This window comes from Haloterrigena turkmenica DSM 5511, assembly GCF_000025325.1.
GTDB lineage: Archaea > Halobacteriota > Halobacteria > Halobacteriales > Natrialbaceae > Haloterrigena > Haloterrigena turkmenica.
This window is the reverse complement of record NC_013743.1, coordinates 1,542,973-1,557,412: the sequence shown is the minus strand read 5'-3', so window position 1 is coordinate 1,557,412 and position 14,440 is coordinate 1,542,973. Positions and strand designations below refer to the sequence as shown.

Sequence of the window (14,440 nt, the reverse complement as noted above, 5' to 3'; positions counted from 1 at the left end):
CATTAGCAAAATAATTTTCTGAAAGGGAAACTCACGTTGTGGTCGAGCGGGTCTCTCGATCTCGAGTTCCAGCCGGTCGAATACCAGCTATTCAAACACACTAACGCCCTGAGGGGGCGTAATCGCCTACATGAAGCTGTCTAAGCCTTTCTGCTCCTGGCCGCTTTTCACTTCGTCCCACGAGACGTCCAGCGCCTCGAGGATCCGCGAAATCGGTCCCTTCAGGGTCTTCTCGAGCATCTTGTCGTAGTCGACTTCGAACTCCGGCGGAATCTGATCCTCGTACTCGAAGCAGATCACGTCAGGGTCACGCTTGAACGCGCCGTAGAGGGGATCGGTTCGAGCGTCGAATTTCCCTTCGTCCTCGAGTCGCGCGAAGAACGACGGATCGACGCGGTCGAGGTAGAGGCGCTTGGGCTTGCTCCCGCGCTGGAAGTTGGTCCCCAACAGCAGGTTCGCGTACTTCGCGCCGCGAACCTGTGCCGTGTCGGTGTCGTAGTTATCGAGGCGCTTGCCGATCCCGCCCGGAATGGCGATCTCCTCGAGGGAAATGTCGCCCGTGCGGACGTCCTCGATGATCCCGTTGACGTACTCCTTGGCGCCCTCGACGTCGCCCTCGCGGACGATCATCTCGATGACCCGGTGTTGGACCTCCTTGGTGATTGGCGCAATGTCAGAGCGCTGGTACTCGAAGCCGACGATGTCGATGTCGTTGACGTCCTTGCCTTCCTTCCAGACGATGTGGCCGGCGTAACGTTTCTTCTTGCCCGCTTGGAAGAACCGCCGATAGAGCTTCTCGAACTCGATCTGGAAGCGGTGGGCTTCTGCGTTCAGATCCTCTCGCGCGAAGTCGTCGTAGCGGCCGTTGATGTGCTCCTCGATCTCGAACGACTGCTCGATGGCCTCGTCCTTCGAAATCTCGGGGCCCAGCTCGAGCATCACGCTGTCGGTGTCGCCGTAGGTGACCTGATAGTCGAGTTCGTTCGCGGCGGTCTCCGTGAACTCGATGACTTCGCGCCCGGTCGCGGTGATCGCCGAAGCGGCCTCCTTGTCGTACAGCCGGAACTGTTCCCAGCCGGAGACGCCGTACAGCGAGTTCATGATGACTTTCACCGCGCCCTGCTGGCGGTCGTACTGCTCGTACTCGAGGCTCCCGGGCTCGTGCTCGTTTCGCAGCTCCTTCTTCTCCTCGCGCTCGGCGAGCAACTCGGTGATCATCTCGCGCATGACGCCGTCCGGTTCCTTCCGGAAGTGAATCTCGTCGTCGCCGATCGGCGCGACGTAGGTCTCCCCGTCGTACTCGTCGGGGTCGACCTTCGTCTCGGGCGAGGCGTTGATCGTCGTCATGCACATCGGGTACAGCGACTTCAGGTCGAGCACGGTGACGTTCTCCTTGACGCCCGTGATCGGCTCGAAGACGGCGCCGCCCTCGTACTCCTCGCCGGCCTCCTGCTGGCCCTTCGAGGGGAGGGCGAAGCGGCCGTACGCCTCGTGGAGGACGTACATGTCGACCGCATCGCCGGGCGTCGGGGCGTCCTCGAGTTTACAGCCGACGAACGATCGCACCTCGTCCCAGAACGGGATGATCTCCTGTTGGCGGTCGAGTTCGACGCAGAGTTCGACGTCCCGGAGGTTGTACTCGAGCAGTTTCGTGGGGTCGTCCTCCCAGAGGTCGCCGATGTCGCCGGCGTAGCGTTCCTTGCCCACGCCCAACTCCTCCTCGCCGACGGCGTCGAGCCGGTAGGAGTCGAGTTCCGAGAAGACCATCCGCTGGTAGCCGTACAGCAGGTCGAAGACCACTCGGCCCTTGATGTCCGGACCGCCCCAGTTGCTGCGCCAGACCTCGTCGACCCGCGAGAGGCGGTCGATCGAGAGGTCGTAGTCGTGGTGGGGCCCCTCGAGTTCCTCGAGGCGGTCGAGGAAGTACGGCGCGTCGAAGTCCTCGAAGTTCCAGCCCGTGAGGACGTCGGGATCGGTCTCCTCGACGTACTCGATGAAGGCCTCGAGCATCGCCTCTTCGTCTTCGAAGGCGCGGACCTCGTGATCGATCTCGCCCTCGATCGGGTCGTACTCCTCGATTTCCTCGGGGATCGGGCCGTCGCCGATCGGGGCCTCGTAGAGCCACATGATGTACTCGTCGCGGTAGGAGTCGTGGCTGGTGAGACAGACGATCGGCTCCTCGCCGTCCTCGGGGAAGCCCGAGCGGTCGTCGACCTCGATGTCGAACGTGTTGACGCGGGGCTCGGCGTCGACGTCGACGGCCTCGACCTCATCGTGGGGAACCACGAGCGAGTCGTCGTCGGCGCGGCGTTCGGGCACCCGCATCCCGCTGCGGATGTCCTTGTCGATCAGGAACCGGTTGGGAAAGAGGATGTCGGCCTCGTAGTGCTCGAAATCATCGCGGATCTGTCCGACGTCCCGGGGCGTCTGGCCGAATATTTTGGTGAGTTCCTCTCCCCGGATGCTCTCGTAGGGCTCGCCGTCCTCGCCGACCTCTCGGCTGCCCGTCAGCCGGTCGTACTGCTCCTCGGGCGCTTGCTCGAGGCTGTCCGTCGGCGCGTAAAAGTACGGCTGGAAGCCGACGATCTGTACGTGCTCGAGCGTCTCGTCGGGCGTGCGCCCGAAGACGTGCATGATCGGCCGCTCCTCGTCGCCGTAGCCCGCGATGGTGTAATCGACCTGCATCACCGCGAGTTCGAGTTCCCCCTGCGATTCGGGCAGGGTCTCCTCGATTACGTCGATTACTTCGGCGGCGCTCGAGCCGCCGTTGCCGGCGACGGCAACCGCCTCTTCCTCCGGCCGCTCGTCCGCGTCGTCGGACTCGCCGCCGAAGTCCGTGAGTCCGGATTGGCCCGCCTCAGTCATGGTATCGGGGTTGGCAGTCGCCGAATAAAAACCCCCACACTTCGGCCGACCGCCGCGCTTCCCGAGCGCGTCTCTGAGTTTTGCAAGAGCAACAAGACATATAATGTGGTAACACATACCATGAGGTCAGGTGATCGAAGTGTCCACCAACGCAGACGACATGACGGATCGAAGCGAGCCGCGTAGCCAGCCCGAGGGCACCGCGACGATCGAGTCCTACGAGATCGAGGACGGTGTCGTCTTCTACGACGCCGAGAACCCGCTCGCGTGGGTGGAGACCTCTCGAACCCTCACGCTGTCGGAACTGGCCTGACGGTCCCCGTTCCCGGCCGCGCCGCCCGGCCGATCGCTCCGAACGCGAACCCTTTTTTGCTGGCTGCTCCACCGTCGACATGTGGGATCCGACCGGCCCGACGACGAACACGACGAGTACGATCCGGAGGAGGAGTTTCGCGACCCCGAGAGCGATTCCCTCACGATTCCCCGCGTGTCGACCGAGGACGCGGGCGGCGGGATCTGGTCGGATATTCGCGAGGATTTCGAGTCCGAGGAGCCCGCCGAACCGGATATTTCGACCGACGAGACCGACGTCCCGACGGAGCTACGCGAAACCTTCTGGGCGATGGTTCTCTTCGTCAACGGGGCGGTGCTCACGTACGCGCTCGCCGCGCTGTTTCTCGTCTTCGAGGGCGCGACGAGAACCGCCGGCATGCTCTTCGCGATCGGACTCGCCTGTACCGTCTTCACCGCGCGCCGGTATCGACACTACCAGCGGTACGTCGACGCCAACGACGACGAATCGGAGTCCGACGCCTCGAGCGACGCCGGAGACGCGGCGGCTCCCGAGACGAACGACGATACATAACGCTCTATTGTCATTCGTGAACATAGCCGAAACTACTTCAGTCGGGCTCTCCCAACACCAGCCACCGGGCGATATCGATCGATCATGAAATCCGTCCAAGACGACACCGGCAAACGATACCTGCTTCTCAAGCGATCCGAACACGCGAGCCTGGTGCGCGATCCACGGAACGGCAACGAGTGTTACGTCCAGAACGACCGCCTCGAGGACGTCGACGAGTCGCCCCTCGAGACGGCCGCCCGGACCGTTTCCGGGCCGGTGCGGACGCTGCTGACGACCGTCCACGACGAGGCGACCCTCGGACTCCTGGTCGAACTCGCCGAGCGTGGGCCACTGGGGGTCAGAACGATCCTCGATGTCGATGCCTTCTGCGAGAGCGACCTCCACGGCCGACTGACGGTCCTGACGTCCGCGGGACTGCTCGCTGAGACCGAGGTCGCCGGCGAGCGTGGCTATCGAATCACCGACGAGTGCCGGCGCGCGCTCGAGGAAATCGGCGCGATCGACGCGTCCGAGGACGCGGTCGAGCCCTCGAGTCCCGCCTCGAGCGAGGCACCCGATAGCGCCTCCTAGGGAAGGAGCACAGCTCGTTTTGGTCAATACGTCGTCCGCCTCGAGCGGCGCGGCTCGGACTCGAGTCCATCGTCGCTGGCCTCGAGTTCGATCCCGGTCGTCGCGACCGTGACTCGACCGACGCTCCTCAGTCCGACGCGAGCAGTTCGACTTCCGGCGGTTCGCCGCGCTCGAGTCGCGAGCGGTTCGACGTGGCGTCTTTCTCGACGCGGACCAGCGAGTCGGCCGCGCCGACGAGTTCCTCGTCGTGGCTGACGACGACGATCTGTTCGACGCCCAGATCGCGCATCGACTCGACCAGCGAGACGAGTTGCGTGACGTGGCCCGAGTCGAGGAAGACCGTCGGCTCGTCCAAGATCAGCGGCGGCATCGGTGCTGATCCCTCGACGCCCTCCGCGAGCAGCCGGTAGATGGCACACCGCAGGCTGAGATTAAAGAGCGCTCGTTCGCCGCCGGAGAGCTGTTCGGGCTCTAAGGCCTCGCCGTCCTTCTGGTAGACCGTCAGCCGGTACTCGCCGTCGAGGTCGATCCCCGCGTAGGAGTCGTTCTGATAGACCAGATCGAACGTCTCGTTGAGCAGCCGCTCTAAGGTCTCGACGTTGCGCTGGCGCAGTTCCGCCCGCAGGTCCGCGTAGGTCGCCTGCAGCGTCTCGGCCTCGTCGTACAGCGACTCGAGGCGGTCACACCGATTTTCGACGGTATCCAGCCGGTCCCGGAGCTCCTCGAGCTCCTCGAGTTCCCGTTCGGCGGCGCCGATGGCGTTCTGGATCTCGGTGCGTTTCTCCTCGAGTTCCTCGAGTTTGTCGTCGACCTTCGCGATGTACTGTTCGGCGTTTTCCTTGTCCCCGCGGGCCGTCTCGATACGCTCCTCGTCGAACTCCGACTCGAGGTCGCGCTTGCGCTCGCGTTTGCTCGAGAGCGTCTCGCGGCGCTCGTCGTTCATCGTTTGCCAGTCGTCACGGCGCTCCCGTCGATTCTCGACCTCGGCTGCGAGCTCCGTCCGCTCGTCGTCGATCTCGGCGATACGGCGCAGCGACTCGAGCGACTCCTTGATCTCGCCGCGCTCGGTGTTGATCGCGCCGAGCTCGCCGCGGTGGTCGGCTATCTCCTCCTCGAGATCGTCCGCTTGCGCGCGTTTCTCTGCGGCCTCGTCCTCATACTCCGAAGCCTCCTCGCGGAGTCGGTCGCGCTGCTCTCGGCGCTCTTCGAGGGTCTCGCGTTTCTCTGCGAGCAACTGCTCGATGTTCTCGCGGTTCTCCGCGAGGCGGTCGACGCGGCGCTCGGCCTCGCGGAGGTCCTCGGCGCGTTCGATCCGCTCGTCTACGTCGTCGCGCTCGTCTTCCAGTTTGTCGCGTCGCTCCTCGAGTTCGTCGCGTTCCTCGCGTTTCTCCTCTAAGACGTCGACGTGGGGCGAGTCCTCGACGGGCTGGCCACACTCCGGACACTTCCCCTCCTCGAGGAGGCGTTCGCCCTCCTCGATGGCGTTCTCGACGGTCCGAATGTCGGCGGTGACGTCGCCGATCTCGCCGGTTAGCTCGTCGCGTTCGCTCTCGAGGGACTCGAGGTGGTCGGCTGCGTCGCCGAAGTCGACCGGCGCGTCCGCGAACCGTTCGCGCGCCGCCTCGATCTGTTCGTCGAGCTCCTCGAGTTTCCCTTCGCGGTCCGCGATGGCCTCCTCGTCGGCCTCGAGTTTCGACTCGAGATCGGCGGCCTCCTCGCGGGCGTCCGCAGCCTGTCCCTCGAGGTCGTCGGCCTCCTCGCGGAGGCGTTCGATCTCGCCGTTGGTCTCGGTGATCGCGACCCGGACCTCCTCGAGTTCGTCCCGAAGCTCCTCGTCGCGGGCCTCGAGGTCCTCGATTCGGTCTTCGACGGCCTTGTCGCTGGCTCCGTCCGTATCCTCGAGATCCACCTCGGCCAGCAACTCCTCGCGTTCGTCGGCGAGGGTCTCCCGTCGGGACTCGAGATCTCGGATTTCGTCTTTCGCGTTCTCGCGCTTGCGTTCGGTCTCAGTAATCTTCGACCGTAGCTCCTCGATCTCCTCGTCGAGCCGGTCGATCTCCTCGCGGGTCTCCTCGTGGCGCTCGAGGACGTCTTCGGCCGTCTCGAGGGTCTGTCGGGCCTGTTCGCGTTGCTCCTCGAAGCGGTCGATCTTCTCACGAACGTCGGCCCGGCGGGACTCGAGCCCGTTGAGGCGCTCGTGGAGATCCTTCTCCTCCTTCTGTTCGACCTGCTTGTGGAGGTCCTCGAGGACCTCTCGTTGGCCGTCGAGGACGGTCTTGACGCCGAGGCGGGCGTCGCTGGCCCGCTCGCGGTACTCCTCGAGCGCTCCCAACTGGAGGAGGTCGTCGATCATGTCCTGGCGATCGCTCGGTGAGGCGTGGATGAGCTTGTTGACCTCGCCCTGTCGGACGTACGCGCAGTTGACGAACGCCTCGGCGTCCATCCGCAAGAGTTCGGTCACCTCGCGGCGGACGTCGCGGGCGCCCTCGAACGTCTCCGTCGGCGTCTCGAGGACGCACTTCGTCGTGGTGGCTCGATCGCCGCGGAGCTTGAGCCGTCGCTCGACGTGGTACTCGCGGCCGTCGTGGGTGAACCAGAGTTCGACCTCGGCCTCCTCCTCGCCGGTCATGATCACGTCGTCGAGCGTGCGGTCGTCTAAGGCCTTCGAGCCGTAGAGCGCGAAGAAAACCGCCTCGAGCAGCGTCGACTTCCCGCTGCCGTTGACGCCGTGGACGACGGTGACGCCCCGCTCCAAGCCGAGGTCGGCCTCGCCGTAGCACTTGAAGTTCAGCAGGCGGACGCGGTCGACCCTCACGCGAAATCACCCAGCGAAGCGGTGTCGGCGTCGGCCGGGTCGTCCGTCGGTTCCTCGCTCGAGTCGTCCGTTGGCTCTTCGCTCGAGTCCTCCGCTGCGGGAGCGGATTCGGTGGCGTCGGAGTCGACGGCGTCGGGTTTGGTGGCGTCGGTTTCGGCGGTGTCGCCGTCGGCCGTTGCTACGGATTCGCCACCGTTCGTGGCTTCGGGTTCCCCGCCGTTCGTGGCTACCGATTCGGAATCGGCGGCCGCCGAGGAATCTTCGCCTGCGCCGTTGTCGCCGACCAGTTCGTCCGCGACGGTCGTCACGTCCTCGTCCTCGGGGGCGCGTTCGGGCGCGGGATCGAACGCCGACTCGTCGTCCTCGAGCAGGTCGCGGACGCGGCGCTCGACGGTCTCGCGGACGTTCGAGTCGACCAGATCGTCGTCGCGGACGGTCTCGTCGATGCTCCGGGCGGCGTCGCTGAGCCCCAGTTCCCGGACGCGCTCGCGGACCGCCGCGTCGGGGTCGGCGAAGCTGACGGAAACCTCCTCGTCCTCGTCGGGGAGTTCCCGGCGGTCGTTGACCCGGGCGACTAACGCGTCGCGGTCGATAGCGGCCTCCTCGATCGTCGCGGGGGTGATCGCCTTCCCCTCGCCCTCGACGGTGACGATGACGACGGCGTCCTCGAGATCGTGCTGTCGGACCCGCTCCTGGACGCGGTCGACGCCCTCGCCGGCCTCGAGTTCGACGTCGACGAAGACGAACTCGCGGGTGTCCGTGAGCCCGCGGCGACTGATCGCGACGCCACCGTCCTCGTCGAAGTCCACGAGATTGTAGCCCCGGTCCTCGCGTTCGCTTGCGCTCGCGCGCTCAGTCGACCCGCAGTAGGTGACCCATGTGTCGAGCACCTCCGCGGTATCGGGTTTGTGGTTGTCCCCGAGTAGGACGGCGTCGAAGTCAACGGTCGACGCCTCGAGTACTTCCTCGGTGTCCCAGTCAGCGTGGGCGAAGGGCTCGAAGAGGCCGTGGGTCACGAGCGTCGCGTGCTCGGCCTCGTCGGGAACCGGTTCGAACGCGTACTCGAGGTCGTCGCGGCGCGACCGGGGGACGAAATCGAGTCCGTAGAGGGCGACGCCGTCGACGACCTCGGGGTCGGCGCCGAGTCGGGTCGCCAGCCCGAGATCCGCGAAGAGATCGAGCCACTGAGCATCGCGCTTCGACTCGTGGTTGCCGACGACGGCCAGAAAGGGGATGTCAGCGTCGGCGAGCGTCCGGAGAATTTCGACGGTGCCCTGGAGGTCGACCAGTCCCGGGCGCCGGTCGTGAAAGAGGTCGCCGGCGTGGACCACGGCGTCGACGTCGTCGGCGACCGCGTCCTCGACGACCGAGCGGAAGGCCTCGAGGAAGTCCTCCCGGCGCTGTGGAGAGTTGTATTGCTGATACCCGATGTGGGTATCGCCCGTATGGATAACCCGCGTCATTGCACAGTCGTTGGCAGGCGCTCCCTAAAGGGGTTCCGTGACCGACGTGAAAGTGAACGGGACAGTTCGCTCGGGGAGACAGGGGAGGAGTTAGGAGTGTGATTCACCGGAGACGGAGTAGTGCAGCGGTGCGGTGGCGCGCGCTTTCGTCCGCCCTCACTCCCGTTCGGTCGGACGATAACACCGTGCGAGGTCTTCGCGAACGGAGTGAGCGAAGGCTTAGAAGACGCGGCGCGTCTTCCAGTGGATGAGTGAGGGAGCAAAGCGACCGAACGAATCGGTTGGGGAGGGCGTGGTAACTCCCGGTTGCCAGGGTAAGCAGAACTCCCGTTTCACCGTCGCTTCCCCATTCACGTGATCCTCGTCATGTCTGCTATCGTGACAATAGAGGTTTCCACATCCCTCCCCAACCGATTCGCTCGCACGGTGTCGTCGATCGGTCTTCACTATCGCTCAAACGCGATCGACAGCGCGCGCCACCGCGGATCGCTACTTCGAAGCAGTCGCATCCAGTTCGACGGCCGGTGTCGCAGTAACTGCCGATCAAACGACTCGAGATCAGCGCGATAGCGAATGGGAGAACTGAAAGCCGAAAGAGCGGGCCGACGCCGACGCGCCGATCGATCCGGAGTAGTCCGAGTACGACTTAGGACTCGATCTCGAGGCTGTACAGACGCTTGCGGGCGTCGGAAAACGAGAACCGGGAGTCGATGACGTTCTCCTCTTCGAGGCGGTTCAGGGCGTACCGCACGGTTCGGGAGGGCAGCAGCGTCTCGTCGGCGATCTGCTGTTGGGTCATCGTATCGTTGTACTCGAGGACCTTCGCGACGAGTTTGGCACTCGGCGGAAGCTCTCTGACGTCGTCCCACGTTCCCCGCTCCTCGGGCTCCTGTCGAAGCGATTCTGAAGCACTCATCACCTTCCCGTTTCGAATACAGGCTGATAATATTTTCTGTTTCAAAAAATGCGCGACGTTCATATTCCGAGACGAGTGTACCTACCCGAAGCCTCTTATGAACCAGCCCCCAAAGGTCGGGTGATGAGCGACACTGTGGACGACGTCGACCTCCCATACGACGAGGACGAGGCGTCCCAACAGGAGAAGATCCAGGCGCTCGAGGAACGGCTGGAGGTCCTCGAGTCGCAAAACGAGGAGATGCGTGACAAGCTCCTCGATGCGAACGCCGAGAACAACAAGTACCAGCAGAAACTCGAGCGACTGACCCACGAGAACAAGAAACTCAAGCAGTCGCCGCTGTTCGTCGCCACCGTCCAGGAGCTCACGGACGAGGGCGTCATCATCAAACAGCACGGGAACAACCAGGAGGCGCTGACGGAGGTCACCGAGGAGATGCGAGAGGACCTCGGCCCCGACGACCGAGTTGCCGTCAACAACTCGCTGTCGATCGTCAAGACGCTCTCGAACGAGACCGACGTCCGCGCCCGCGTGATGGAAGTCACCGAGAGCCCCGAAGTCAGCTACGAGGACATCGGCGGCTTAGAAGAGCAGATGCAGGAGGTCCGCGAGACCGTCGAGATGCCCCTCGAGAAGCCCGAGATGTTCGACGACGTCGGGATCGATCCCCCGAGTGGCGTCCTGCTGTACGGCCCGCCGGGGACTGGCAAGACGATGCTCGCCAAGGCCGTCGCTAACGAGACCAACGCCACCTTCATCAAGATGGCCGGCTCCGAGCTGGTCCACAAATTCATCGGTGAGGGCGCGAAACTCGTCCGCGACCTCTTCGACGTCGCCCGCGAGCACGAGCCCGCGGTCATCTTTATCGACGAGATCGACGCCATCGCCGCCAAGCGGACCGAGTCCAAGACCTCCGGCGACGCCGAGGTCCAGCGGACCATGATGCAACTCCTCTCGGAGATGGACGGCTTCGAAGAACGTGGCGAGATCCGCATCATCGCCGCCACCAACCGCTTCGACATGCTCGACCGCGCGATCCTCCGGCCCGGTCGGTTCGACCGCCTCATCGAGGTCCCCAAGCCCGACGCCGAGGGACGTGAGATCATCTTCAAGATCCACACCCGCGGCATGAACGTCGCCGACGACGTCGAATTCGGCGAACTGGCCGAGGACGTCGAGGAGGCCTCCGGGGCCGACATCAAGGCGATCTGCACCGAGGCCGGCATGTTCGCTATCCGCGACGACCGCACGGAAATCCGTATGGAGGACTTCCACAGCGCCTGGGACAAGGTCCAAGCCGACTCGGACGAGACCGAGGACGTCTCGAAGACCTTCGCCTAGACGAGTTTCTCTCTCCGTTTTCACCCCTCGAGAGCGACGCGTTTTGAGATCTTGATTCGAACGCACGCTGCCTCGAGTGCCGCGCTACGACTTCGAAAAGCAGGATGCAACATCGAACCAGAGCAGCGACGCGAAACCGTAACGTGTGGGTCCGAATCTGGGCGCAAACCGACTACAGCGCCGTAAAGACGACGTACGGGACGATGAACAGGGCGACCGTGAGCACGGCGAGGATCAGCAGATATCCGATACCCGCGCCGGCCGCGGTGAGCCACGCCGGATGATCGAACTCACTGAGATCGATTGCCATACTGGTACCGTCCGGTGAGACGCGTATAAGCGTACCGGAACCCGGAACTAGTTGCTGGCAGTTGCGAACCGAACACTGTCATCGTACAGAAAACCCACAGCGTGGCGCTATCGCCACTCGTCCAGCGAGACGGCGTCCCGCTCGGTCATCGAGAGCCAGACGTCGTCCCGTCCGATATCGGCGATCACGAGGTGTGGCTGTCCGCCGATCTCGTCGATCGCGGCGACGACGTCGCCGTCGGTCACCGACACACTTCCGACCGATTCGGCCTCGAGTGTCATAGTACATGATACACTAGGAGTATGTATGAACGTTTTGGTATAGAATGATACAGTGGTTGAACTCTTCTTATTCTTGGCCACTATTGTCGATAGGTCGAGCATAATGCCAGTATATTTTGAGAAAGTAAACCATCGATCGGGTGATGGCGAACGACAGGACGGACGGCGACCGGCGCGCGGCGACGACGGTTTCCGGTCCGTTTTTACCGGGTGACTGGCTAGGCTCCTCCAATGACGAAGATCGTCGTGGTGGACAACCACGGACAGTTCACCCACTTGGAGCGCCGGGCCCTTCGCGACCTCGGCGTCGACACGGAGTTGATCGACAACGAGACACCGCCCGAAGACGTCGACGCTGATGGCGTCGTCCTCTCCGGCGGCCCCGACATGGACCGTATCGGCCGCTCCGCCGACTACCTCGAGGAGGACAGCCCGGTACTCGGCATCTGCCTCGGCATGCAACTGATCGCCGAAGAACTCGGCGGCCGCGTCGGCAGCGGCGAGTACGGCGGCTACGCCGACGTGAACGTCGAAATCGTCGACGACGACGATCCGCTGACCGGGTCGCTCCACCCCGAGACGCGCGTCTGGGCGAGTCACGCCGACGAGGTCAAAGAACTGCCCGACGGGATCGAACTCACCGCCAAGAGCGACGTCTGTGGCGTCGAGGCGATGAGCGACACCGACCGCGACCTCTATGGCGTCCAGTGGCACCCGGAGGTCGCCCACACCGAAGAGGGCGACGAGATCTTCGAGAACTTCCTCGAGATCTGCGAGTCTCAGTAGGGCGACTCGAGTCTGAGACAGGTCGGTGACCGGTTCGAGTCGTCTCGTCGGCCGATCCGGCCGATACGCTTCGCTACCGTTCAGTCTCTCATCTGTCGCTTTCTCTCTCGTTCGCCAGCGATGCAATTGTCTCGAGGATCCTCGCCGATGTGTTCCATCGCATGGGTGTCGGTAACACTGGTGTCAGTTAGTAGTACTAGTGTTGCCACGCTTATATATGGCTACGGAGCCGAACCAGATAACGTGATGCAACCAGCTTCGAACGACGGTTCGATCCCGACCGTACCGGCACCGACCACCGACCGAAAGCGGACGGAGGCGAACTGAGATGACCAGCGTACTCGTCACCGGCGCGACCGGCAATCAGGGCGGCTCGGTTGTCGACCACCTGCTGGCGTCAGAGACCGAGTTCGACGTCTCCGGACTGACGCGGGACGCCTCGAGCGAACGGGCGCAGGAACTCGCCGACCGCGGCGTGACGATGGTCGAAGGCGACCTGAACGACAAGGAGTCGCTGGCGCCCCACGTCGCCGAGGTCGACGCCGTCTTCGCGGTCACCAACTTCTGGACGGAGGGGTACGACGGCCAGGTCCAACAAGGGAAGAACCTCGCCGAGGTCGCGAGCGAGGAAGGCGTCGAGCAGTTCGTCTTCAGCGGCGTCGGGAGCCACGAGCGCGATACCGGGGTGCCGCACTTCGATTCCGCCTGGGAGATCGACCAATACGCTCAGGAACTCGACCTCCCGCTGACCGTCCTCCAGCCCGTGTTCTTCTTCCAGAACCTCGAGGCCTTCGCCGAAGACGTCGTTGAGGACGGACAGCTGGCGTTGCCCCTCGAGGAGGGCGTCTCGCTCCAGATGATCGACACCGACGACGTCGGCCGCGCGGCCGCGGTCGCGCTCGCGAACCCCGACGAGTTCGTCGGCGAACGGATCGAACTCGCGGGCGACGAGAAGACGCTGGCCGAGACCGCCGAGACACTCTCCGAGGTCACCGGCGAGAACGTCGAACCGGTTCACGTCCCCATCGAGGACGCCTACGAGAGCTTCGGCGAGGAGTTCACCGTCATGTGCGAGTGGTTCAACGAGGTCGGCTACGACGCCGACATCGGCGCGCTCGAGGAGCGATTCGGCTTCGCGTTCACCGACCTCGAGTCGTACCTCCGCGAGAACGGCTGGGAGGACAAAGACGGCATGGCCTCGGTCCCCGGCTGGGTCAAGGCGATGCAGTGAACCGCCTCGGCCTGCTCCGCCTGTAGCCGATCGTTTCGTCCCGCGTTCCGATTTCGACCGTCCGACGGTTCTCTCACCCGTTTTGACCGGCTTCGGTCGCCTCGGGTCGCCGACGCGAGTGGCCGCGTGGATATCGGCACCGTTTCGGACGACACGTGGTACCGTACCAGCTACCGGCCAGCGAACCGCTGAACCGATGAGTGACCGCGATAGCGGTCGCTCGCCGTCGAGAGAGCAATCGAGAAGGGGACGGTTCCGAGCCGTTACTCGCCGAACAGTTCGTCGACGGCGTTCCGCGCGACGAGCGCGGCGTCGTCGGCGACCCGTTCGGGGTCGGGATCGTCCTCGTCCGGTCCTCCGGGCGCGTTCAGATAGACGTCGACCTCGAGGACGCCGTCCTCGAAGGTGACGGTGACGTCGAGATCGCGCACCGCCGATTGCTTGTACTGCGAGAAGACGTAGCCTTCCGCAGCGTCGGAGGCCGTCTGGACGACCTCCTCGTCAGTCGGTTCGTCAGTCGACATTTACGCGCCGCCTGCGCCCGGACCGCCCGGACCGGCCGGGCCGCCCATGCCGCCGCCGGCGCCGCCGAGCAGTTCCTCGAGCTCGTCCTGGAGCTCCTCGAACTGATCCTGAACGCGCTCTTCCTGCTTCTCGAGGGTCTCGAGTCGGATCTCGAGGGAGTCAACCTTCTCTTCGAGGTCCTCCTCGGCCTCGTCGTACTCGGTCTCGACGAGCAGTTCGCCGACCTTTCGGTACATCGGCGTCTCGGCGTCGATCTCGTCGAGCTCCTCGAGAGCGTTCTCGGCTTCGGTGAGGTTCGATTCGGCTTCCTGCTTCTGGACGGCGACCTGCTGTGCGGTCTCCTGAAGGTCCTGAAGCTGTTCGATTTTCTCTTGTGCTTCCGGCGGCAGATTACCCTGCATGTCTCGACCGTCGCCCTCCGGACTGATAAAGCCAAGCTTTGACATCGGCCGGGAAGTCGGCAAGGGCA

At 64.1% G+C, this 14,440-nt stretch carries 14 protein-coding genes; 6 read left to right on the top strand and 8 right to left on the bottom strand.

Annotated elements, in window-relative coordinates:
- Positions 1-126: 126 nt before the first annotated feature.
- Positions 127-2,865, bottom strand: coding sequence for a DNA-directed DNA polymerase (locus tag HTUR_RS07350; RefSeq protein ID WP_012942686.1), 2,739 nt, complete (start codon positions 2,863-2,865; stop codon positions 127-129).
- Positions 2,866-2,995: 130 nt separating this feature from the next.
- On the opposite strand from HTUR_RS07350, the gene HTUR_RS07345 reads away from it, so the two are divergent.
- The 3 genes from HTUR_RS07345 to HTUR_RS07335 all read left to right on the top strand — a co-directional run bounded on the left by HTUR_RS07345 (position 2,996) and on the right by HTUR_RS07335 (position 4,303).
- Complete coding sequence (locus HTUR_RS07345) at positions 2,996-3,178, top strand: DUF7331 family protein (RefSeq protein ID WP_049941652.1); 183 nt, start codon at positions 2,996-2,998, stop codon at positions 3,176-3,178.
- Positions 3,179-3,259: 81 nt separating this feature from the next.
- Positions 3,260-3,730: a DUF7322 domain-containing protein gene (locus HTUR_RS07340; protein ID WP_012942684.1), complete on the top strand. Its 471-nt coding sequence runs from the start codon at positions 3,260-3,262 to the stop codon at positions 3,728-3,730.
- 84 nt (positions 3,731-3,814) lie between these two features.
- Entirely contained in the window at positions 3,815-4,303 is a 489-nt protein-coding gene (locus HTUR_RS07335; protein ID WP_012942683.1) for a DUF7346 family protein, read from the top strand.
- 127 nt (positions 4,304-4,430) lie between these two features.
- Here HTUR_RS07335 and rad50 read toward each other — a convergent pair whose 3' ends face one another.
- The 3 genes from rad50 to HTUR_RS07320 form a co-directional block, all read right to left on the bottom strand.
- Complete coding sequence (gene rad50 / locus HTUR_RS07330) at positions 4,431-7,118, bottom strand: DNA double-strand break repair ATPase Rad50 (protein ID WP_012942682.1); 2,688 nt, start codon at positions 7,116-7,118, stop codon at positions 4,431-4,433.
- Complete coding sequence (gene mre11 / locus HTUR_RS07325) at positions 7,115-8,581, bottom strand: DNA double-strand break repair protein Mre11 (protein WP_012942681.1); 1,467 nt, start codon at positions 8,579-8,581, stop codon at positions 7,115-7,117. Before mre11 ends, rad50 begins: the two co-directional genes overlap by 4 nt.
- A gap of 646 nt (positions 8,582-9,227) precedes the next feature.
- Positions 9,228-9,497, bottom strand: a complete 270-nt coding sequence (locus tag HTUR_RS07320; RefSeq protein ID WP_008896746.1) for a MarR family transcriptional regulator — start codon at positions 9,495-9,497, stop codon at positions 9,228-9,230.
- A 123-nt stretch (positions 9,498-9,620) separates the two neighbouring features.
- Here HTUR_RS07320 and pan1 point away from each other — a divergent pair, with 123 nt between their 5' ends.
- Positions 9,621-10,838: a proteasome-activating nucleotidase Pan1 gene (gene pan1, locus HTUR_RS07315; protein WP_012942680.1), complete on the top strand. Its 1,218-nt coding sequence runs from the start codon at positions 9,621-9,623 to the stop codon at positions 10,836-10,838.
- Between the two features lie 172 nt (positions 10,839-11,010).
- Here pan1 and HTUR_RS27310 read toward each other — a convergent pair whose 3' ends face one another.
- Both HTUR_RS27310 and HTUR_RS27305 read right to left on the bottom strand, forming a co-directional pair.
- Complete coding sequence (locus HTUR_RS27310) at positions 11,011-11,148, bottom strand: hypothetical protein (RefSeq protein WP_012942679.1); 138 nt, start codon at positions 11,146-11,148, stop codon at positions 11,011-11,013.
- A gap of 107 nt (positions 11,149-11,255) precedes the next feature.
- Positions 11,256-11,429 (bottom strand): DUF7556 family protein, encoded by a 174-nt coding sequence (locus tag HTUR_RS27305; RefSeq protein ID WP_012942678.1) that lies wholly within the window; start codon positions 11,427-11,429, stop codon positions 11,256-11,258.
- A gap of 231 nt (positions 11,430-11,660) precedes the next feature.
- Here HTUR_RS27305 and HTUR_RS07310 point away from each other — a divergent pair, with 231 nt between their 5' ends.
- Both HTUR_RS07310 and HTUR_RS07305 read left to right on the top strand, forming a co-directional pair.
- Positions 11,661-12,215 (top strand): GMP synthase subunit A, encoded by a 555-nt coding sequence (locus tag HTUR_RS07310; protein ID WP_012942677.1) that lies wholly within the window; start codon positions 11,661-11,663, stop codon positions 12,213-12,215.
- A 328-nt stretch (positions 12,216-12,543) separates the two neighbouring features.
- Positions 12,544-13,446 carry an NmrA/HSCARG family protein gene (locus HTUR_RS07305; RefSeq protein WP_012942676.1) on the top strand — a complete coding sequence of 301 codons (903 nt, stop codon included), beginning with the start codon at positions 12,544-12,546 and terminating at the stop codon, positions 13,444-13,446.
- Between the two features lie 263 nt (positions 13,447-13,709).
- On the opposite strand, the gene HTUR_RS07300 is transcribed toward HTUR_RS07305, so the two are convergent.
- Positions 13,710-13,970: a DUF3194 domain-containing protein gene (locus tag HTUR_RS07300; protein WP_012942675.1), complete on the bottom strand. Its 261-nt coding sequence runs from the start codon at positions 13,968-13,970 to the stop codon at positions 13,710-13,712.
- Positions 13,971-14,372, bottom strand: a complete 402-nt coding sequence (locus tag HTUR_RS07295; protein WP_008896740.1) for a prefoldin subunit beta — start codon at positions 14,370-14,372, stop codon at positions 13,971-13,973. It abuts the gene before it with no gap.
- Positions 14,373-14,440 lie beyond the last annotated feature (68 nt).

Coding starts and splice junctions, on each gene's coding strand:
- HTUR_RS07350 (WP_012942686.1), bottom strand. CDS start 2,865: ATGACTGAGGCGGGCCAATCCGGACTCACGGACTTCGGCGGCGAGTCC.
- HTUR_RS27310 (WP_012942679.1), bottom strand. CDS start 11,148: ATGGCAATCGATCTCAGTGAGTTCGATCATCCGGCGTGGCTCACCGCG.
- HTUR_RS07295 (WP_008896740.1), bottom strand. CDS start 14,372: ATGCAGGGTAATCTGCCGCCGGAAGCACAAGAGAAAATCGAACAGCTT.
- HTUR_RS07335 (WP_012942683.1), top strand. CDS start 3,815: ATGAAATCCGTCCAAGACGACACCGGCAAACGATACCTGCTTCTCAAG.
- HTUR_RS07300 (WP_012942675.1), bottom strand. CDS start 13,970: ATGTCGACTGACGAACCGACTGACGAGGAGGTCGTCCAGACGGCCTCC.
- HTUR_RS07305 (WP_012942676.1), top strand. CDS start 12,544: ATGACCAGCGTACTCGTCACCGGCGCGACCGGCAATCAGGGCGGCTCG.
- pan1 (WP_012942680.1), top strand. CDS start 9,621: ATGAGCGACACTGTGGACGACGTCGACCTCCCATACGACGAGGACGAG.
- HTUR_RS07310 (WP_012942677.1), top strand. CDS start 11,661: ATGACGAAGATCGTCGTGGTGGACAACCACGGACAGTTCACCCACTTG.
- HTUR_RS07320 (WP_008896746.1), bottom strand. CDS start 9,497: ATGAGTGCTTCAGAATCGCTTCGACAGGAGCCCGAGGAGCGGGGAACG.
- HTUR_RS27305 (WP_012942678.1), bottom strand. CDS start 11,429: ATGACACTCGAGGCCGAATCGGTCGGAAGTGTGTCGGTGACCGACGGC.
- mre11 (WP_012942681.1), bottom strand. CDS start 8,581: ATGACGCGGGTTATCCATACGGGCGATACCCACATCGGGTATCAGCAA.